The organism is Clostridium sp. AF20-7, from assembly GCF_003479275.1.
In the GTDB taxonomy this organism is placed as follows: domain Bacteria; phylum Bacillota; class Clostridia; order Lachnospirales; family Lachnospiraceae; genus Otoolea; species Otoolea fessa.
On record NZ_QUGF01000011.1, the window covers coordinates 47,089 to 67,068 of the forward strand.

The 19,980-nt window shown below is 46.1% G+C and carries 18 protein-coding genes and 1 tRNA gene; 5 read left to right on the plus strand and 14 right to left on the minus strand.

What is annotated here, in order from left to right; translation table 11 throughout:
• Positions 1-80 precede the first annotated feature (80 nt).
• The gene (locus DWX68_RS12315) at positions 81-992 is read right to left on the minus strand and encodes a LysR family transcriptional regulator (protein ID WP_118467060.1); all 912 of its coding nucleotides are present in this window, start codon (positions 990-992) and stop codon (positions 81-83) included.
• A gap of 212 nt (positions 993-1,204) precedes the next feature.
• Between DWX68_RS12315 and DWX68_RS12320 the strand changes: the two genes are divergently transcribed.
• From DWX68_RS12320 to DWX68_RS12340, 4 genes are all read left to right on the plus strand, one after another.
• Entirely contained in the window at positions 1,205-2,347 is a 1,143-nt protein-coding gene (locus DWX68_RS12320) for a hypothetical protein (RefSeq protein WP_117795991.1), read from the plus strand.
• A gap of 117 nt (positions 2,348-2,464) precedes the next feature.
• Positions 2,465-3,313 carry an aminotransferase class IV gene (locus DWX68_RS12325; RefSeq protein WP_118467058.1) on the plus strand — a complete coding sequence of 283 codons (849 nt, stop codon included), beginning with the start codon at positions 2,465-2,467 and terminating at the stop codon, positions 3,311-3,313.
• 480 nt (positions 3,314-3,793) lie between these two features.
• Entirely contained in the window at positions 3,794-4,084 is a 291-nt protein-coding gene (locus DWX68_RS12335; protein WP_118467054.1) for a hypothetical protein, read from the plus strand.
• Positions 4,068-4,346, plus strand: coding sequence for a DUF4160 domain-containing protein (locus tag DWX68_RS12340; RefSeq protein ID WP_118467052.1), 279 nt, complete (start codon positions 4,068-4,070; stop codon positions 4,344-4,346). Before DWX68_RS12335 ends, DWX68_RS12340 begins: the two co-directional genes overlap by 17 nt.
• Here the strand turns inward: DWX68_RS12340 and DWX68_RS12345 are convergent.
• From DWX68_RS12345 to nifS, 12 genes are all read right to left on the minus strand, one after another.
• The gene (locus DWX68_RS12345) at positions 4,321-5,703 is read right to left on the minus strand and encodes an MATE family efflux transporter (RefSeq protein ID WP_118629687.1); all 1,383 of its coding nucleotides are present in this window, start codon (positions 5,701-5,703) and stop codon (positions 4,321-4,323) included. The genes DWX68_RS12340 and DWX68_RS12345 overlap by 26 nt on opposite strands.
• A 250-nt stretch (positions 5,704-5,953) precedes the next feature.
• Positions 5,954-6,745 carry an RraA family protein gene (locus tag DWX68_RS12350; RefSeq protein WP_118467048.1) on the minus strand — a complete coding sequence of 264 codons (792 nt, stop codon included), beginning with the start codon at positions 6,743-6,745 and terminating at the stop codon, positions 5,954-5,956.
• 41 nt (positions 6,746-6,786) lie between these two features.
• Positions 6,787-7,617: an RraA family protein gene (locus DWX68_RS12355; protein ID WP_118629689.1), complete on the minus strand. Its 831-nt coding sequence runs from the start codon at positions 7,615-7,617 to the stop codon at positions 6,787-6,789.
• A 309-nt stretch (positions 7,618-7,926) separates the two neighbouring features.
• Positions 7,927-9,429, minus strand: a complete 1,503-nt coding sequence (locus tag DWX68_RS12360; RefSeq protein ID WP_118467043.1) for a tripartite tricarboxylate transporter permease — start codon at positions 9,427-9,429, stop codon at positions 7,927-7,929.
• A gap of 11 nt (positions 9,430-9,440) precedes the next feature.
• Positions 9,441-9,890 carry a tripartite tricarboxylate transporter TctB family protein gene (locus tag DWX68_RS12365; protein WP_118467041.1) on the minus strand — a complete coding sequence of 150 codons (450 nt, stop codon included), beginning with the start codon at positions 9,888-9,890 and terminating at the stop codon, positions 9,441-9,443.
• Positions 9,891-9,899: 9 nt separating this feature from the next.
• The gene (locus tag DWX68_RS12370) at positions 9,900-10,904 is read right to left on the minus strand and encodes a tripartite tricarboxylate transporter substrate binding protein (protein WP_118467039.1); all 1,005 of its coding nucleotides are present in this window, start codon (positions 10,902-10,904) and stop codon (positions 9,900-9,902) included.
• A 343-nt stretch (positions 10,905-11,247) separates the two neighbouring features.
• Positions 11,248-11,337, minus strand: a tRNA-Ser gene (locus DWX68_RS12375).
• Positions 11,338-11,430: 93 nt separating this feature from the next.
• On the minus strand, positions 11,431-12,189 hold the full coding sequence (locus tag DWX68_RS12380; RefSeq protein WP_118467037.1) for an IclR family transcriptional regulator: 759 nt from the start codon (positions 12,187-12,189) through the stop codon (positions 11,431-11,433).
• A 300-nt stretch (positions 12,190-12,489) separates the two neighbouring features.
• Complete coding sequence (locus DWX68_RS12385; RefSeq protein WP_243027760.1) at positions 12,490-13,710, minus strand: N-acetylmuramoyl-L-alanine amidase; 1,221 nt, start codon at positions 13,708-13,710, stop codon at positions 12,490-12,492.
• Positions 13,711-13,850: 140 nt separating this feature from the next.
• Entirely contained in the window at positions 13,851-14,930 is a 1,080-nt protein-coding gene (gene mnmA, locus DWX68_RS12390; protein ID WP_118629691.1) for a tRNA 2-thiouridine(34) synthase MnmA, read from the minus strand.
• On the minus strand, positions 14,930-15,367 hold the full coding sequence (gene nifU, locus DWX68_RS12395; protein ID WP_022358753.1) for a Fe-S cluster assembly scaffold protein NifU: 438 nt from the start codon (positions 15,365-15,367) through the stop codon (positions 14,930-14,932). Before nifU ends, mnmA begins: the two co-directional genes overlap by 1 nt.
• Positions 15,368-15,540: 173 nt before the next feature.
• A complete protein-coding gene (gene nifS, locus DWX68_RS12400) occupies positions 15,541-16,728 on the minus strand; it encodes a cysteine desulfurase NifS (RefSeq protein WP_022358754.1) in 1,188 nt (395 codons plus the stop codon).
• A gap of 781 nt (positions 16,729-17,509) precedes the next feature.
• Between nifS and DWX68_RS12405 the strand changes: the two genes are divergently transcribed.
• The gene (locus DWX68_RS12405; RefSeq protein ID WP_022358755.1) at positions 17,510-18,448 is read left to right on the plus strand and encodes a LysR family transcriptional regulator; all 939 of its coding nucleotides are present in this window, start codon (positions 17,510-17,512) and stop codon (positions 18,446-18,448) included.
• A 269-nt stretch (positions 18,449-18,717) separates the two neighbouring features.
• Here the strand turns inward: DWX68_RS12405 and DWX68_RS12410 are convergent, their stop codons facing one another.
• Positions 18,718-19,896 (minus strand): pyridoxal phosphate-dependent aminotransferase, encoded by a 1,179-nt coding sequence (locus DWX68_RS12410; protein ID WP_107001267.1) that lies wholly within the window; start codon positions 19,894-19,896, stop codon positions 18,718-18,720.
• Positions 19,897-19,980 lie beyond the last annotated feature (84 nt).

Here is a 19,980-nt window from a genome sequence, read left to right on the forward strand (position 1 = left end):
CATTTTATAAGCACATGGTTGTGTTCATTTTTCCAGTTAATCTCCCTTCAACAGATATGAACAGCAGCTTCCAGCTTTCATTATTCCACATACTCATGTGTCTCCACCCACTGCAGCAGTTTTTCAATCGCCGGATTCGGATTGCTCTGACGCCATGCGATCTCAAAATCAAGTTCTTCCGGACTGCCGTCCGCGCGGAGAAGCGGAACCACCACCAGATTCCGCGCATTCCGATAATGGCGGACGGCATATTCCGGGAGAATCGCCACGCCAAATCCCGCTGACACCTCCAGAAGCACCGTCTGTACCTCCCGTTCACGCGCCACGATATTCGGTATAAAACCGCCCTTATTGTAACAAATCAATACTTCTTCCGCCTCATCGTTGGAACGCCCCTGCGGCTGCATGATGATAAAGTCTTCCCGCGCCAGGTCACGGTACATCAGATGGCTCTCTCCCGCCAGCGTATGTCCCGGATAAAGAACCGCCATCATCGGAAACCGTTTGAGAAACCGGTGCTTTAAATCCTCGTAATTCTGCGTGTACAAAGACAGATTAAAAGCAAGATCGCAGGTTCCATTATCTAACAGCTCATAGAGCGCGCTCATATTTTCCCGCAGCAGATGAATCGAAATATTCGGGTACGCCTCATGAAAACTTCTGAGCGTCTCCGAAAAACGGCTCTGCTCATATCCCCGGATAAATCCGATCGTCAGCTCCCCAGCTACGCCTTCCGCTGCCGTCCGCGCGAGCTTCGCCGCCTCCTCGGCGCGGACCAGAATCGCCCGCGCCTCGTTCAGATATACCTTTCCCGCCGCCGTCAGCTCGACATGGTGCTTGTCCCGCACAAAAAGCGGCACCCCGATCTTCTCCTCCAACGACTGAATCTGCAGCGTCATCGCTGTCTGCGAAATAAAACATTTTTTCGCCGCCCGCGTAAAATTCAGCTGCTCCGCCGCCGCCACAAAATATTCCATTTGTTTTAAATTCATCTCATTTCCCCATTTCTATATCCTATATGTAATCGCGTCTTTTCGATCGAGCAGAAAAATGAATCACGCCGTCCAATTTACGGGCTTTCGATCTGGCTTTTCCTGTTTTGTTATAAGTTTCCCTTATTATAATATCTGTTCTTTCTATTGGCAAGTTTTTCATTCATCCTTTATAATTTTTAATAGTCAACAAAAGAAAGTGAGTGAAAGGTATGAAACAATTCAAAAATTTCTACGAAGGCACATACGCCAAGTACATTCTGCCGGGCGTCCTGCTGCAATCGGTTCTGATTGGCGGCGGCTATGCAACCGGACGTGAGATTTATTCTTACGGTGCAAAATTCGGAGCGATGGGCTGGATCTCCGGACTGACGATCGGCATCGGTTTTGCCCTGTTTGCCTTCCTGACCTTTGAGATCTGCCGGATCTACAAGGTTTACGATTATAAAAACTATATCAAGCAGGTCATTGGACCGCTCTGGCCGATGATGGATATTTTAACTGTCCTCATCGCGATTCTGCTGATTGCCGTTATGGCAGCCGCAACTGGAAGTATTTTCGAGCAGGTCGGACTTCCGAATATTCTCGGCTCCGTTGTGATCGTTCTGATCTGCGGACTCCTGAACTTTAAGGGTTCCAAGGTGATCGAGAAATTTGAATCGATCGGTACTATTTTACTGTATGGCGGCTATATTCTGTTTACAATTCTGGTACTCGTCAACAAGGGCAGCAACATTTCCCATGTATTCAGCACGATGGACACCAGCACCTACGACGGCTCTGTCACTGTTCCGCTGTGCATTTACACCGGTATCCTGTATGTTGCCTACAACATCAATTCCATCCCGATGGGCATGTTCTCCCTGACACGCCAGACCAAACGGAAAGAAACCTTTATTTCCGGTCTGATCGCCGGTCTTCTGATGGTTATTCCGTGGTTTTTGTCTTACTTTGCGATGATGTGCTTCTACGGTGACACCTCCATCGTCGGCGCGGATGTCACAACCCCGTGGATGGAAATGATCAAGGCAGTCAACGGCGGACCGGCACTGATGGCACTGTTCAGTCTCGTTATGGGCTGGACGCTGGTTGAGACGGCAACTGGCTGCATCCACATGATCATCGACCGTTTCGACGTTGCCATGGAGGAAAAGGGCGCTGCCAAGCTGTCCGATACAAACCGCGGTCTGATTACGGTCATCACGCTGATCGCTGCACTCGTATTATCCCGCGTCGGCGTTGTCACCTTGATCGAGCAGGGCTATTCGTACCTGTCTTACGGATTTATCCTCTTCTACCTGCTGCCGACGCTGCTGGTAGGCGGATATAAGATTATTAAACATAAAGACAAATAAATATGTAATGATAAGAACACATCCGCCTGTGGGAGATTTCATCTTATAGGCGGATGTGGTATAATGTAAACACTTGACGAGGTATTTTCGAATCAACATAGAAAGGAAGTATATGCAATGAAATATGTCGGATATTACAATGGAGAAATCGGCCCCCTCGAGGAAATGAAAATCCCGATGTTGGACCGCGCCGTTTATTTTGGAGATGGCTGCTACGATGCCACCACCTTTGCAAACAACAACATTTTTGCCGCAGACGACCACCTCGACCGTTTCTACAACAGCTGCAAGCTGCTGGAAATCCCGTTTGAAATGTCGCGCGAAGAACTGCGTGCCGAGCTGCAGAAATGCATCGATGCCAATGAGATTGACCACGGTATGCTGTACTGGCAGTGTTCCCGCGGAACTACCTATCGTGGACATCAGTTTCCACCTGCTACCGTAAAACCAAATCTGATGATTTTTACTGTTCCGTGCGACCTGATTCCATTTGATAAGACTTTCCGCCTGATCTCGATGGAGGACACCCGTTTCCTGCACTGCAACATCAAGACGCTGAACCTGATTCCAAGTGTCATCGCTTACCAGCGCTGCATCGAACAGGGCTGCCAGGAAACGGTCTTCCACCGCGGCGAACGCGTCACCGAATGCGCCCACAGCAATATCTTAATCATCAAGGACGGCGTTCTCTGCACCCCACCGAGAGATAATCTGATTCTTCCGGGCATCACGTTAAAACACCTGCTGATGTTAGCTGAGAAAAACGGCATCCCGACCAGCGAGGCACCATTTACCATGCAGGAACTGGCAGACGCCGACGAAATCATCGTCAGCAGCTCCGGTGGGCTCTGCATCCAGGCCGTTGAACTCGATGGAAAACCAATCGGAGGAAAAGATCCGAAGACGCTGAAGACTTTGCAGGATGCTTATGCGGAGTTTTATGCGGAAGATACGAAGGTACGGTAAAAATCCATAAATTTGCCAATCAAGGGCTGTCACTCAAAACGTGGCAGCTCTTTTTTAATTCTTTTCATATTTTTCCCGCTGTCCGTCTGAAATCTTAGTGCCGCCTCATCTTAGATTACCGAAGTATCTTGCAATTTTTATTTTCATATGCTACTTTAACAGTAATAGAAATCGAACTGTAGAATGGAATCTATTCCCAGTCAGGTGTCCGGGAATACTGGATTATCGATCCTGCAAAGGAAAAAGTTGTGGTTTACTATTATGACCGTGATAGTGACCCTTGTCTTTACTCGTTTGATTCTGATATTCCGGTTGGGATCTATCCGGGTCTGAGCATCAAAATCAATGATTTGTTAAAGAATCACTAAAATCTGCAACATTTAAATTCTGTGAAGTTCAACCATATAGCTGAAAATTCACAAAATCAAACTCAACATAGAATCACTTGCAATATATAAAAATATAGGAGGCGTTTTTAAAATGTTATACCCTTTTATGACCTTAAATGACAATACAGAAATTGTCCATTCCGAAATACTGGAAAATTCAGGAAAAGAAGAAGTCGAAGTTCGAATCGAAAAACCAGTTCAGGGCGGCTTTTATTCCGCCACCTGCTGGCTTCCGGAATACCGCTGGGAAAACATTCAGGGATTCTCTCAGGAAGATATCCATTATTTTCAGGAGCTTCTGGAATCCGTCGCCCACATCATTTTGCAGCTGGCAAGAGAAGGTGGAATCGAAGGAGGTCTTGATCATGCCGCAGGTTTTTAAAATTGCTGGATATACGGTTTATTTCTGGGTCAATGAAAACAATCCGCTCGAACCAGTCCACGTTCATATTGCTAAGGGCGTTCCTTCTCCCAATGCTACCAAAATATGGATTACAAAGTCCGGAAAATGTCTTTTGTGCCACAATAATTCGAAAATTCCAGACAAACAACTCCGAATCATCATGCAGATCATCGAAGCCCGGAATAAATCGGTTATTGATTTGTGGTATTCAACTTTTAGAGAAATCCGCTTTTATTGCTAAATTCTTCCCCATCCTCCGGCATCCGCCGAAGGAACCTCACCACCATCGGAATGGTAATCGCCGCAGCTATCCCATCCGCAATCGTCTGTGACGTCTGAATTCCAAAAAGCCCAATCAGATAACTGAGAATCCACAAAACCGGAATAAAGACGAGACCGCTTCGAATCATGGACAAAAAAGTTGCTTTTCCACTCTGTCCGATGCTCTGGAACAGCATATTTCCACGGAGGGAAAATGGCATGAAAAACAGGGCAATACACTGGATACGCAGCGCGGTGATTCCGATGGAAATAACCGCCGGATCATCGCGGAACATTTTTACAATAGGAGCAGCAAATACTATTCCAAACAAAGCAGAAACACTCATAACAGCAAGGTTGCTTCGGATGCTGAACCAGAATGCTTCACGCACACGGCTGTATTTTTTCGCGCCGTAATTGAAGGCGCTGACAGGCTGAAAACCCTGACCGATGCCAAGTGCAATACAGAACAGGAACATGATGACCCGGGTCACAATGCTCATGGCAGCGATGGCGGCATCACCGTAAGGAGCCGAACACTGGTTTAAAATCATCACAGAAATACTGTTAAGTCCCTGACGCATCAGGCTTGGAAAACCGGTTGCGATAATGTTGGTCACATCGGAAAGTCTCCGGGTCATATAGCGGATATGAATCCGGCTCTGTACCTTTTTTCTAAAGAACGGGCTGATCAAGATTGCCATGCTGATGTACTGCGAAACAGCCGTAGAGATACCGGCACCGCGCACTCCCAGATTTAGTTCAAAAATCAGAAACATATCACCAAAAATATTGAGAATACCGCCGGATGCCAGCCCCAGCATGGCGAAAAAAGCTTTCCCTTCATAACGAAGAATGTTGTTCATCACACAGCTGGAAGCCATCGCCGGTGCAGAAATGAGAATCCATGTGCTGTACTCAAGCGCATAAGGCAAAATAGAATCTGTGCTTCCCAAAAGCCGCATAAATGGAACATGAAATAAAAGTCCTAATATTCCAATGCAACCTCCGGCTAAGAACGCTAAAAAGAAGCTGGTGGAAGCAAACACACGGGCACTCTCCACATCATGCGCCCCTAATTTCCGGCTGATATTGCTGCCCGCACCATGTCCAAACATGAATCCAAACGCATTGATTACTGCCATTAATGCAAATACCACTCCGGTCGCACTGCTGACACTCGTTCCAAGCTGGCTGACAAACAGAGTGTCTGCCATATTGTAAATGCTAGTTACCAGCATACTGATGGTGGTGGGAACCGCCAGCCGCAGTACCAGTTTCGGAACCGGCGTCTGCGTCATTTCTTCATATTGTTCCTGTGTGCTGTCTCGTTCCATACGTTTGTATCCTTTTCCTTTGCTGAAATCTATACGCTGAGATCTACGTTACCATAATGATAGTATTTTGTGAAAAATATGTTAAATACGTTCAATTTAAAATTTAAAAAATGTCCCCAAATAGTATGTAAATGCAACATTTCTTAAATGACGAAAAAACTATATAATACACTTAACATCTTTCCTAGCATGAGGAAGTCGTACTTTCTGTTAAGCGTACTATATAGTTTTCACGATTATTCAAACTTACTTATACATATCGTTTCCGGAACAATTTTTTGATTTCCGCAATCGGAGCATCTTTTTCAATCAACTCACGCATGATTTCCTCATCCGGGAGAATCTCCTGACACTTTTTCAGGACAAATTCTGCGTGCTGCGGCGGAACCGCACAGATACCGGAATCATCTGCGATAATCAAATCACCCGGATTAATTTGAATGCGGTTCAGGACAACCGGTCCATTGATCTCCATCGCTTCGATACGGCATTTTCCAGTCTTTGGTGTCACGCCACGGCACCAGGTAGGAACGCCATATTTTCGAATTTCACCCACATCGCGTACCGCGCCATCGATTACAACACCTTCCAGACCACGTGCTTTTGCAGATACGAAGGATTGTCCTCCCATGCTGCTCATATCGGTCATTCCACCGGCATCTCCGACCAGGACATCACCCGGCTCTGCCAGATAATTTACCTCTCTCGATGCCATTTTGATAAAATCATGGTCTATCAAACCCTGTGTAGTTGTTTTCTCAATCGGAATACTGCGAAGTGTCACTGCTGTTCCGACAATCATATGTCCCGGTTCAATCGGTTTTAAATAGCTTCCCGGAATCACTTTATTATATCCCAGTGCATCCAGAATATCGCTGACTGTACCGGTCAGATCGTCTTCCAGTGTCTTAAAACCATCTACGATTTCTTTTGGAACCCGTGGAAATTTGATTTTTTTGATATTTTCCTTATCAATGACTCCCCAGATTCTTCCAGCCGCTTTATATTCCTCATACTCCGCTTCTACCTTCGGATCCATCATAACTATTTCTCCTTTTCTTACTTCGCCCTACACGCTTCGATTTATTTGTAACGTGCTCTGAACAGTGGGCGAAGTTCGCTGATCGGTTTCTTCTCCTCGATTAACTGACGCATTCTTTCCTCAGATGCTGCAATCTTCTCTGCTTCCTCGATAACTGCCTCTGCCAGCTCTGCCGGTACAATGCAGACACCAGAATCATCTGCAACCATCAGATCGCCCGGCTCAACCAATTTGCCGCACAGGGTAATCGGTCCATTCATCTCTACGCACTCCATACGATACTTTCCGGTCACCTGGGTTGTACCGCAGCTGAATACCGGATATCCCATCTCACGGATGGAGCTTACATCACGGCAGCAGCCATTTACGATGTTTCCTGCAAATCCGCAGCTTTTACCAACAGTACAACTCTGTCCGCCCATATTGGATACTTCCAGGTTTCCGCCGAAGTCAGATACCAGAACATCGCCCGGCTCGCCGATATAATAAATATCACGGGTAGACATTGCAATGAAATCATGGTCATGTGCGCCCTGTGTCGGAGTCTTACGAACCGGAATATTTCGAATCGTAACAGCCGGTCCCACAATCTTGGAACCCGGGATGACCGATTTTAAATAGGAAGTTGGGATAGCTCCGTCGATTCCATATCCATCCAGAATATCCGAAACGGTTGTGGACATATCTTCCAGTGCATAATAACGATCGATAATCTCTTTCTTAACACGCGGGAATTTAATCTTGGTAATTCTCTCTCTTGGAACCAGTCCCCAGATTCTTCCAGCTTTCTCATATTCTGCATAATCTGCATCTCTCTGCTCGCGAAGTTTTGCTACATCCTCATTGTAAGATTTTACCTGATCTAAATCCATTTTTGTTCTCCCTTCACTGGTTTTACCAGATTTATTTTTGTTTCGGTTATCTGTTCGCCATTAGAAAACCTTGTTCTCAATTTGTAATTAAACAATACTACACCAATCTTTTATTGTCAATCCATTTTTTCTATTTCGACACGTTTTGTCGTCATGCACAAATAATTTTTCACTTTTTGTACATTTTGTTTTCTATCTATGCTTTATTATTTCTTATTAAGAAACTATGTGTCATTGGACTTCTTTTTGTTTCTTGCAAAAAAATGCTGTCATGCAGCTTTCCCGCACAACAGCATTTTTTCTATCTCTTTATTTCGTTTCTTTTTTCTTCTCCGCTTTCCATTCTGTATAAAATGGATATGCAACGGAAATAACCATAAATATCATCAATACGACACAAATCGGTCTCGTAAACAAGGAACCTAAAACCAGTGATAATGAATTCTGATTTAGGGTCAATGCCTGAGAAAGTCCTTCTTCCGCAATCGGTCCTAAAATCAGTCCCAGTACAATCGGAACAACATTATACTGATATGCCCTCATAAAGAAGCCTGCTACGCCGAATACCAGCATTACGAAGACGTCGCCCACGTTTCCGCGGATTGCGTAGGATCCCATAATACTCAGCATCAAAACACAGACTGAAAGTATATTTTTCGGGGTCAATGTAACCAGCGCAAAATGTTTTGCACCAAACAGGCCAATCAGCATCATAATCACATTAGCAATAAAAAGTGCCGCAATAAATGGATATGTAATGCTTTTCTGGGTTGTAAAGAGCCCGTATCCTGGAATCAGTCCATGAACTGTCAGCGCACCCAACAGAATTGCCGTTGTCGCATTGCCCGGTACGCCCAGCGTCAGAGTTGGAATCAGGGTTCCGCCTGTTACCGCATTATTTGCAGATTCACAGCACGCCACGCCCTCTCTTGCTCCATTTCCGAAGTTTTCCTCCTTGGTAAACATTTTACCAACATTGTGTGCAACATAGGAAGCCACATCTCCGCCTGTACCCGGAATAATTCCGATAATAATTCCCAGAACTGCCGAACGGATATATGTAACCGGATACCGGACTAAATCAAGCAGCCGTACCCGCGCTGATTTGAACTGTGCAATCGATGATTTGTCCGCGATTTCAATCGGATTCTTCAGATTTCCCAGAACCTGAGAAACCGAAAACAGACCGATAACTGCTGGAATCATATTGATTCCACCCATTAAAAACGTCTGTCCAAAGGTAAAACGTGCCCGCCCCAGAACCGGATCCATGCCAATGCAAGCAACCAGAAGTCCCGCGCAGCCCATCATAAGACCCTTCAGAACATTTTTTACGGATAAAGATGCAATAATCGTAAGCCCGAACACCGCCATCATAAAGCGTTCCTGTGGACCAAACTCAAACGCAAATTTTGCCAGAGGCGGCGCTAGGAAAATAAGTGCAATCAGACTGATACAGCCGCCCCAGAAAGAGGCAACCGCTGCCTCTGTCAGTGCTTCGTGTGCCCGGCCAGACTGTGTCATCGGATAACCATCCATCGCTGTCGCAGCGGCCGCCGAGGTTCCCGGCGTATTGATAAGAATCGCCGAGATCGAGCCTCCAAACATAGAACCGCAGTACAGTGCGCCCAGAAAAACCAGACCTGCTGTCGGCTCTAATGTGTATGTAACCGGTATCAGCACCGCAATACCCATGGTCGGAGTAAAGCCTGGAAGTGCACCGATTACGATTCCAATTACCGTTCCCAAAAGTGCCAGCAGCAAATTGATCCCGGTAAATGCCATTCCAAAATATGTAAGAATATCTGCCATCTTCCGTCCTCCTATATCAATATGCCCTTCGGGAAGGTAATACCAAGTGCTGTAAACAGTGCGTACATTCCTACTGCAAAAATAACTGTTACAATCAAATCACGCACCACTGTTTTCGACGAAAGCGCCAGTTCAAATATCAGCCCCGTTGCCGCCATCACAATCACAGAGGAAGTTAAAAAGCCCAGAATACGGATGCATACAACCCAGATAATTAAAAGCGCCAATGCAATCCCCAGACGTTTTAACTGTGCGCCGGTGAACGGAAATAATTTCTCATCTTTTTCCGATTTCCATTTCATTCCTGATACCAGCGTTGACAAAAGGGAGAGGGCAATGCCAAGTTTCGCAATGATCCCCGGCCAATACGATGCATTTTCTCCCATCTGTACATCCAGATAAAGAAAGAAAAGGAAAAAAAGTGTCCAAAAAATACCAGAAACACAATTTTTTCGATTCATCGCGTCCTCCTATTTCTTAAAGCCAAGTTCTTCCAGAACCGGAATGATCGCTTCTTTTGACTGGCTGATCTCAGCCGCAAATGTTTCCGAATCTGCATAAGACAAGGTCAGGGACTGCTTTTTTGCTTCTGCAATTACCTCCGGATCCTCTAATACTTTCTTAACTGCCGCATCAAACGTCTCTACAATTTCCGGTGCTACATCCTTGCTGAAATAGAAGCCTGAATATGTATCTGTGCAATATCCTTTATATCCCAGTTCTTCTAAGGTTGGTATGTCGGCATATTCCGGATTATTGGATTTACTTCCAAGGTTGATAACCGGGCGCACATCGTCTCTTCCTAAAAGTTCGCTCTCATTTCCTGAATAAGAATCTACATGACCGCCCATAACAGCTGTGTAATTGTCAGCCGAACCGCCTGCAGACGGTACGCTCGTTGCATCTAACCCCTCGCCATGAAGAAAAACGCTAAATGCAAGCTGGGCAATTCCTCCGTTACCTGCATTTGCATACGAAAACTTGCCCGGATTTTCTTTGATAAAGTCAATCAGCTGCTCTGCATTTTCATACGGCGAATCGTTCTTTACAATTAAGTACATCGGAGCGCTGAACACTTCCGAAACCGGCTGTAAATCTTCCACCGTATATTCAGTCTCTCCCGCTGCTGGTTTGTAAAGAGTAGGTGTCGGCAGTGAAAACAGAACATTGTATCCATCTGCCTCCCGGCTTAAGAAATCAGTTGTTCCGATAACACCAGAAGCGCCACCATTATTTACTACTGCCATGGAAACTCCCAGTTCTTTCTCCAGATACGGAAGAATAAATCGGCACTGTGTATCGGTCGTACTGCCCGCGTTAAACGGTACAATTACCTGAATCGTTTTATTCGGATATCCATCTGCCTGCTGCGTGTTTCCCTCTCCTGCCGCTGCTGATTCTCCACTCTGTCCGCTGCAAGCGGTCAGGGATGCTACCATCAAAACTGCAGCTGCCGCGCAAATTACCTTTTTCATCTTACATTCTCCTTTGACCCTAAAACTTCACTAATCTGCTTGCTCCTTTACAAATTGATTTACATGAATCGTTTGGCGAACGTTCTCTAATAAAAAACCTTGTTTTCTATATAAGAAACACTATCACTAATGACGAAAAAAGTCAATACGAAAAATATATTTTTGAGTATTTTTATTCAATTTGTTTCTTATTTGAGTACATTATTGTATACTGTTTCCTATATGCTTCTATATTTTCTTTTTCTCTTTTTTTGTTTCTTTATTTCCACTATCTATTTCATAAGAGACGATTTCCTATAGAAGAACAAAAAAAATCCCCTGAGTCTGTTCAGGGGATAGAAAGCGGAGACGGAGGGATTCGAACCCTCGTGCCGGGATGAACCGACAAACGCATTTCGAGTGCGCCGCGTTACGGCCGCTTCGCTACGTCTCCAATTATACAGGTGCTTCTACTCGAAACACCTGTACTATTATACCCGATTTTTCCCTGTTTGTCATCTACTATTTTTGTTTTTATTCAGTATTTTTATTCAGAAATGCTTTCTCCCTGCGTCATCTGCTCCGACATTTCCTTCGCAATTTCCCGGATCAGGAAGATATAACGTTCCATCTTGACTGCATCCACCCGCATTTTAGGCGCGCCGATCGAAACCGCCGCCCAGACATTTCCAGATTCATCATAAATCGGTGCGCCGATTCCGATTGTTTCTGAATTCAGTTCTCCATCACTGATCGCATATCCCTGCTCACGTATTTTCGCGTATTCGTTCAAAAGTCCCTCTGGGGACAAGATTGTATTTTCTGTAAACGCTTTCATCGGTTCTTCCATCAAACGTTTGCGAATCACACTTTCTTCCTGATAAGCGCCCAGAATCTTGCCGGTTGCTCCTGCATATAAGGGACGTTCCTGTCCAACATTTCCCATAACACGAACAAGCTGCTGACTTTCTTCCCGGTAGATCAGAATTGCCTTTCCATTGATCAGCATACTGAATGAAGCATTTTCCCCTGTCATATCCCGGAGACGAACCAGATATGGTTTCACCATCTTTGATAAACCAATCTTGTCTTCATATGTACGTCCCAACACATAAACCGCCGGTCCCAATGTATATTTATGTTCCGGTGTCTGCGCTGCCAGTCCTGTTTTTACCAGTGATGCAAGCAATTTAAAGGTCCCACTCTTACTACAGCTGATCTGCTCGCCAAGCTCCGTCACACTATGTACATAAGGTGCCCGTCCCAATAATTTTAATAAAGTTGCCGTTTTTTCCGATGAATTCATAGGCTCCTCTCCCTTCGCTTCACAACCATTATACCTTTTTCCCTTCTAAAATCCGTCGAATAGTTGTCATTTCTTTCTATACTACGAAAAACCAGTCTCTTTGTCAACCTTTTAGAAACTCCAATTCCTATTTTAGAACACTTTTTTATTTTTATTCAAAATGTTTCCCTTATCCTTTTTAATTTCTTTCTGTGACCAAAAAAATACCAGTCACCTGAAATATGCGTCTTCATTCCAAAGAAACATTTCTCAAATAACTGGTATTTTTGATTTTATCTCTATTCTACCTGTTGAACGATTTTACTGATAATACGCATCAATTCCGTTCGCAATTCCCCCGGCAATCAATTCCTGATAATCATCCTGTGCCATCTTCTGGTCTTCTTCCGGGTTGCTCATAAAGCCCATCTCGACAATGGAAACCGGAATCTTACACCAGTTGATGCCGCTCATGCTGTCTGTCTCCTGCACACCGCGGTTCTTGAAGCCGGTTGCCGCGCAGACAGAGTCCGTGATCTTCTTGGAAAGAGAATAGCTTGCCGCGTGAAGCCCGCCGTTGTACGGGTTGGTCGCCGTCTGGCACATGGAGAGTGTTCCGTTGACTGTCGTGTTATCCAGCGAATTGCCATGAATCCGGACAAAAATGGAGGCGCCGCTCTTGTTGGCGATCTCCGCTCTCTCCGCATTGCTTAAGTTGACATCGTTGGACTCCCGGATCATGACGACCTGATAGCCTCTCTCTTCCAGAATCCGTTTTAACTTCTTCGAAACTGATAAAGTCAGCTCATATTCCGGCAGCTTCGTCGATACACCTTCGGTGCCGGAAGCCACCTTCGCCTTCATGGTCGAGGAGCCCGGTCCAACTGGTTCTTTGTCCGGATTGCCCTTTGCCTGATGTCCCGCGTCGATCGCTACGATACGTCCGTTGGACACCGGTGCACCCTGTGCATCCGCTTCTGCCCCCTGCGCTGTGACCGTCGCTTCCTCACTGCCCGGCTCGGTCGTCGTCAGGTATTCGGAACGGATAAAACAGCTCTTGTCCTTATAAAGCACCTCGCTCCAGCCGTCTCCGATACCGACGCGCTGCACGCTGTCGCCCTGATTCAGCTGTGTCACAATCTCATACTCCGTTCCACAGCCCGAACGCACGTTGAGCAGGTTCTCAGTCGCATACACTGTCTCATCGACACTCCGGAAGCCGCTCGCCGTCGTTTTGTCACTCTCCAGCTCGCTCTGGTCCGCAACCGCCGCTGCATCCGCCTCCTGAATGCCCTGTGCATCTTCCAGCTCCAGACTTCGCTTTGCCGCATTCGGCACCTGTTTCTTCGCGGTCTGTTCCGCCGGTTCTGTCTCAGCAGCCGCCATCTGCACCTGATTCTGTGCCTGATTCGGAAGGGTAAATCCAGCATGGCTTACGCCAATGGAACCCGCCGTGACCACAATCGCGGTCACCGCCGCCCAGAAACGTTTCCGGTAATCCGGTGTGCCTGGCTTTCTTTTTCTGCTTTCTCCTCTTGCCATTTATAAAAAACTCCAATCTTACAGAAGATTCTAACCTCTCCATGATCCGCGCATTCACTGTTTCCAATCAATCGGATCGCAGCACAACTTTGATGCCGACAGAGATTTCTGCCCCATTAAAATCTTCTTTCATTTCTAAATTATTCGATCGTACCGCCGCCTACGACATATTCGCCGTCATAAAAAACGACTGCCTGTCCCGGCGTCGCCGCTCTCTGCGGCTCATCAAATACGCATTCCACCCGATCTTCGCCAATCTTGCGGATCGTACAGAGCGCCCCTTTGTGGCTGTAACGAATCTTCGCACTGACGCGCATCTCCTGATCGCCCAGATCCTCAATCGCCATCCAGTTGAGATTCCGGCAGGTCAGGCGGTTAGAAAAGACATCCTCATTTTCCCCGATCACAACCTCGTTCGTCTCCGGACGTATCTCCGTCACGAACACCGGATGACCGAGTGCCAGATTTAAGCCCTTTCTCTGTCCCACCGTATAATGGGTAATTCCTTTATGACGACCTAAAATATTGCCGTACTTATCTACAAAATTGCCTTCGTCAATCCGGCAATCACTATTTTCCTCGATAAATTTTGCATAATCGTTGTCCGGCACGAAACAGATCTCCTGGCTGTCCGGCTTGTGTGCCACCGGAAGTCCAATCTCCTCCGCCATCTCACGAATCTTGTCTTTCGTATATTCGCCGACCGGCATCAAAGTGTGTGCAAGCTGATGCTGGGTCAGGTTATAAAGCGCGTAGGTCTGATCTTTCGCCGCCGTCGCAGACTTGCAGATCGCATAGCGGCCATCCGGCAGCTTTCTCACGCGCGCATAATGTCCCGTTGCAATATAATCAGCCCCAATTTCCAGACTTCTCTGCAAAAGGGACTCCCATTTTACATATCGGTTACAGGCAATACATGGATTCGGCGTGTGTCCGTCCAGATATTCCTGTACAAAGTAATCCATGACATTTTCTTTGAACTCTTTTTTGAAGTTCATCACGTAATACGGGATCTCAAGCCGTTCCGCAACCCGTCTGGCATCATCGACAGCGCTCAGACCACAGCAGCCGCCGTGCTCTTCCTGCTCTACATTCGTCTCATCCTGCCAGATCTGCATTGTAACGCCGATCACATCGTATCCTTGTTCTTTTAAAAGCCAGGCAGCCACGGAGGAGTCAACTCCTCCTGACATGCCGACTACTACTTTTTTCTTTTTCATCAATACTCTTCTTCGACGTCTTCCTCGCCGATATCCGTCTTCGGTTTTACGAGTCCTTTGATCTCAATGCCATTCTTCTGAGCATAATCCCAGAGAGCAGCGTGAATTGCCTCCTCTGCGAGCAGAGAACAGTGTACCTTAACTGGCGGAAGTCCGTCCAGTGCCTCCATAACGGCTTTGTTGGTAACTTCCATCGCTTCCTGGATGGTTTTTCCTTTTACCATCTCGGTCGCCATGCTGCTGGTCGCAACGGCTGCACCGCAGCCAAATGTTTTAAATTTTACATCCTGGATGATCTGGTTGTCATCGATATCCAGGTAAATACGCATAATATCACCGCATTTTGCGTTGCCGACGGTACCCATACCGCTGGCATTTTCAATCTCGCCTACATTTCTCGGATGCTGGAAATGATCCATTACTTTCTCTGAATACATCGGGTGTTTCCTCTCTATATCTTCATTCACTGTGTACGTGTACAGTAACGGAATTTGCCGTGCTTTCGCCTTTAAATACGGCAAATTTCTGCTGCCACCACGTTATCCTACGGCACTTTCAGTTGCAAAAGTACCTATCTGTAGATGTTCATTTTGCTTAAAATGTCTAAATCTTACTGCTGCGGATGTTTCTTAATGTAATCCTCATACAGCGGAGACATAGAACGAAGACGTTCTACAATCTTCTTTAAGCAGTCTACCGTGAAATCAATCTGCTCCATGGTTGTCTCGGCTGACAGGGTCAGACGCAGGGAACCGTGTGCAATCTCATGCGGCAGTCCGATCGCCAGAAGTACATGGGACGGATCCAGGGATCCGGAGGTACATGCAGAACCGCTGGAACCACAGATGCCTTCCATGTCAAGCATGATCAGCATGGATTCACCCTCGATGAACTGGAATGCAAAGTTTGCATTGTTGGAAAGTCTCTGGGACGGATGTCCGTTGAGGCGTGCAAATGGAATTTCTTTTAATACACGCTCGATCAGGTGGTCACGCATCGCTTTTTCTTTTGCTGTGCGCTCTTCCATCGTCGCCATCGCAATCTCAACTGCCTTGCCGAATCCTACGATACCAGCCGTATTCTCGGTACCGCCGCGGCGTTTACGCTCCTGTGCGCCGCCGTGGATGAAGGAACGAGTCTTTAATCCGGTACGGATATAAAGGAAGCCGGTTCCCTTCGGTCCATTTAACTTGTGGGCGCTAGAACTGAGCATATCGATATGGCACTCATCTACATTGATCGGAACATGACAAAATGCCTGTACCGCATCGGTGTGGAATAAAATGCCGTGTTTCTTCGCAATCTCACCAATTTCCTTGATCGGCTCAATCGTACCGATCTCATTGTTTGCAAACATAACAGAGATGAGGATGGTGTCCGGACGGATCGCCTTCTCCAGCTCGTCTAATTTAACAACACCGAACTCATCTACGTCCAGATAAGTAACCTCAAAGCCTCTCTGCTCCAGGTACTCACAGGTGTGCAGAATCGCATGGTGCTCAATCTTGGTCGTGATAATGTGCTTGCCCTTTGCCTGATATGCCTCTGCTGTGGAAATCAGCGCCCAGTTATCAGACTCCGTGCCGCCGTAGGTAAAGTAAATCTCGTTGGACTTTGCGCCCAGCGCTTTCGCGATCGTCTCGCGGGCCTGTGCAATCGCTCTCTTCGGCTCTGCCGAAAATTCATAAACGGAAGACGGGTTGCCGTAATACTCCGTAAAATACGGGAGCATTGCCTCCACTACTTCCGGACGCGTTTTGGTTGTCGCCGCATTGTCCAGATAAATCAACTGTTTCATAACTAATAAATCCGCCTTTCTTCTTAGTGTATGCACGCCTGCCTTTATTGTGATTGTATCACATGGAATCTCACGGCAGGAACTCCCTGCCTGTAAACATTTGCTGCGTACATAGTTTGTAGCAATAAAGGTAAAAGCTTCATCTACGTTCTTTATTATTATATAGGAAAATTGAAAAAATACAAGCAAGAATGAGCGGGTTTTTGAAAAAACCTAGTTAAAAATGGGGTATATAATGTGCTCAAGCTATTCCACCCTACTTATCCAGACAATAAAAAACCGTTCAGCTAGGAGGGGTCAACTCCTGACTAAACGGTTTTTTATTAAATCTTTGCTCCACTTCTGCCTTGAAATCCGTTACCCAATCGGCAGCAATTCCGTGGAAACGCATGTTATCCTCCAAGAGGGAATCTTCGGATAACTGCTGTGGTGCTGTCATTGGCTTCTGACCGCACATGGAGGGTTGATGCAATAGGGTTTACATAAATAAAAAGAAATAAACTGGTAACGGATACCTGTCAATACTTATACATAAAAGGGTTTGGTATAGAATCAGGTCGGTTCTTCACTTGACATATCGCTATTGTAATATTATTATATATTATTAGGATACTTCTAAGTGAAAACTCTTGTTTTTTCCTGATGGCTATAATATAACACGCATCGACTTGAAATGCCATCCCCGGAACGAGAATATAAATATTGTTTTTTTACAATAATATAAGCATTTAAAAATAGTTCTATAAAGCAAAGGCTAATTAAGCCAAATGGAGGCAGAAAAATGTATATTAAAAACCCGGAGTATTTTATTACCACCGTCCGTGAGGGAAGCATTTCCAAAGCGGCTGAAAAATTATATCTGTCACAGCCATATTTAAGCCAGTGTATCGCACGAACCGAAAAAGAATTAGGCGTCAAGCTCTTCGATCGCAGCCATATGCCACTCAAACTAACTGAGGCAGGAAAAATCTATATGCGTTATCTGGAAAGTGTCGGAGTCCTGACCGGGCAGTTTGAGGAACAGCTCGGCGAGCTGAAAACGGGACGCAGCCGTACTCTGAATGTCGGCATGACGCTGTGGCGCGGATCCGTCCTGCTGCCGGATATCCTGCCAAGCTACTCTGAAAGCCACCCGGATGTCCGCATCACCTTACGTGAACACCACACTGCCCAGCTTTCTAAGCTGTTACAGGAGGATCAGATCGATTTCGCCCTGATGAATATGCCGCTCAATCTGGATGATTTCGTCTATGACACCGTCTTCAATGAGCGCCTCCTTCTGGTAGCCAGCAAGGACCATCCGGCTATCCGCGGTCTGGAAGCAGGCACTCCGGACCATCCGCTTCCAATCGACATGAAAAAGCTGCGCCGGGAACGCTTCATCCTGCTGCAGGAGGATCAGGTCATGGGACACGCCATGAAAAACCTCTTTGCCAAGATGAATATGGAGCCAAAAGATGCCCTATACACCACCAGCAGTACGACTTCGGTCAACCTGGCGGCAAGAGGGTTCGGCATCACCTTCCTCCCGGAAGGCGGAATCCGCCACACTGCCCACGTGGAGCAACTTGCATTCTTCACCGTAGACAATCCACCGTTCAGCGTGCCGCTGCTGCTTTTATATAAGAAGAACAGCATTATTTCACCACACGCGAAGGATTTTATCGATATGGTGAAGGAGTATTACCGGAATCTGGAGGAAAAGAAGATTAAGGCATAAGAATTTGCTCTTTCTCTGTGCATTCTGTTTCTATATATATTTTAGAATTTTTGCACAAAACGTACAAAATAGGACTTCAGCCCCTAATAGACACAGGCAGCCTAGACGATATCCGTCGAAGCTGCCTGTGTTTTATTTCATATTTTTCTATCATTTCTTGGTCGAATTTATTTAACATTTGAAGAATTTTTATTCTACTATTCTTCCTTATCCAAATTCAGACCATTCACTCGGTCTTTCAATTCGTAAAACAAATTTTTAAGTAACTTTTACTTCCGAATCTTCTCCACAAACTCTTTCAATCTCTTGCAGCCTTCTACTACATTCTCATAGCTGTTTGCAAAGGACATACGGATATAGTGGTCGCCTTCGCTTCCGAATACATCGCCCGGTACCATTGCTACCTTGGCATTTTCAAGAAGCAGCGGGGCAAATTCCTGTCCACTCATGCCGAGTTTTTCAATGTTGATGAAGATGTAGAACGCACCCTTCGGGCAGCGGCAGCTCAGTCCGTCGATCTCGTTGATTGCTTTAACTGCATAGTCGCGGCGTCTCTGATACTCTTTTACCATGTCTGCTACTTCGTTCTTCTCTTCTTTCAGCGCTACGACGCCGGCTTTCTGTACGAAGGAACTTGCACAGGTAACCACGTGCTGATGCAGCTTATTGACAGTCTTGACAATCTCTTCGCTGCAGGCTGCGTAGCCGAGACGCCAGCCGGTCATGGAGTATGCTTTGGAGAAGCCGTTTAATGTGATGGTTCTCTCCTTCATGCCCGGAAGAGAGGCGATGCTGATGTGTTTTGCATCATCGTATAACAGTCTCTCATATACCTCATCTGATATAATCATGATATCGTTCTTCACAGCAATCTCTGCCAGTTCTTTCAGCACATCCTCTGCCAGCACACCGCCGGTCGGATTGCTCGGAGTGATAAGAACGAGTGCCTTGGTCCGTGGGGTAACCTTTGCACGAATCTCATCCAGATCAATCTGGTAATCATTCTCCTCTTTCAATGTATAGGTAATCGGAACCGCGCCCAGAAGCTTCGGAACATTTAAGTAGTTTAACCAGCCCGGATTCGGAACCAGAACCTCATCGCCCTCGTCGAGAATTGCTGCCATGACATCAAAAACTGCCTCGGAAAGACCTACACTGACGATGATCTCAGTCGGTTTGTACTCTACATTGTTCTGCGTCTTTAATTTCCAGGCAATCGCCTCCCGCAGCTCCATGGTACCAAAGTTGGAAGTATAGAATACATCGCCTTTTTTGATATCCTCGATGCAGGCATTCTTGATGTATTCCGGTGTATCGAAATCCGGACGTCCTAACTCAAAGTGAATGACCGTCTCTCCTGCGCGCTCCATTGCCAGCGCCTTTTCGTTTACTTTACGGATTCCAGACGGAACCAGTTCATCCATTCTTTTTGCGAATAATTTATCCATAATAAAATCTCCTTTTCATTCTGCATATACTCTCAGATTCTCATTGGTCCGCATCTGCTGACACTTTTCCAAGAATATTTTATT

Bases quoted from the DNA above. Each gene is read 5' to 3' on its own strand.
- DWX68_RS12380 (WP_118467037.1), bottom strand. From the start codon at position 12,189: ATGAATTCATCGGAAAAAACGGCAACTTTATTAAAATTATTGGGACGG.
- DWX68_RS12315 (WP_118467060.1), bottom strand. From the start codon at position 992: ATGAATTTAAAACAAATGGAATATTTTGTGGCGGCGGCGGAGCAGCTG.
- DWX68_RS12325 (WP_118467058.1), top strand. From the start codon at position 2,465: ATGAAATATGTCGGATATTACAATGGAGAAATCGGCCCCCTCGAGGAA.
- DWX68_RS12410 (WP_107001267.1), bottom strand. From the start codon at position 19,896: ATGGATAAATTATTCGCAAAAAGAATGGATGAACTGGTTCCGTCTGGA.
- DWX68_RS12385 (WP_243027760.1), bottom strand. From the start codon at position 13,710: ATGGCAAGAGGAGAAAGCAGAAAAAGAAAGCCAGGCACACCGGATTAC.
- mnmA (WP_118629691.1), bottom strand. From the start codon at position 14,930: ATGAAAAAGAAAAAAGTAGTAGTCGGCATGTCAGGAGGAGTTGACTCC.
- DWX68_RS12345 (WP_118629687.1), bottom strand. From the start codon at position 5,703: ATGGAACGAGACAGCACACAGGAACAATATGAAGAAATGACGCAGACG.
- DWX68_RS12340 (WP_118467052.1), top strand. From the start codon at position 4,068: ATGCCGCAGGTTTTTAAAATTGCTGGATATACGGTTTATTTCTGGGTC.
- DWX68_RS12405 (WP_022358755.1), top strand. From the start codon at position 17,510: ATGTATATTAAAAACCCGGAGTATTTTATTACCACCGTCCGTGAGGGA.
- DWX68_RS12370 (WP_118467039.1), bottom strand. From the start codon at position 10,904: ATGAAAAAGGTAATTTGCGCGGCAGCTGCAGTTTTGATGGTAGCATCC.
- DWX68_RS12365 (WP_118467041.1), bottom strand. From the start codon at position 9,890: ATGAATCGAAAAAATTGTGTTTCTGGTATTTTTTGGACACTTTTTTTC.
- nifS (WP_022358754.1), bottom strand. From the start codon at position 16,728: ATGAAACAGTTGATTTATCTGGACAATGCGGCGACAACCAAAACGCGT.
- nifU (WP_022358753.1), bottom strand. From the start codon at position 15,367: ATGTATTCAGAGAAAGTAATGGATCATTTCCAGCATCCGAGAAATGTA.
- DWX68_RS12355 (WP_118629689.1), bottom strand. From the start codon at position 7,617: ATGGATTTAGATCAGGTAAAATCTTACAATGAGGATGTAGCAAAACTT.
- DWX68_RS12360 (WP_118467043.1), bottom strand. From the start codon at position 9,429: ATGGCAGATATTCTTACATATTTTGGAATGGCATTTACCGGGATCAAT.
- DWX68_RS12350 (WP_118467048.1), bottom strand. From the start codon at position 6,745: ATGATGGATCCGAAGGTAGAAGCGGAGTATGAGGAATATAAAGCGGCT.
- DWX68_RS12320 (WP_117795991.1), top strand. From the start codon at position 1,205: ATGAAACAATTCAAAAATTTCTACGAAGGCACATACGCCAAGTACATT.
- DWX68_RS12335 (WP_118467054.1), top strand. From the start codon at position 3,794: ATGTTATACCCTTTTATGACCTTAAATGACAATACAGAAATTGTCCAT.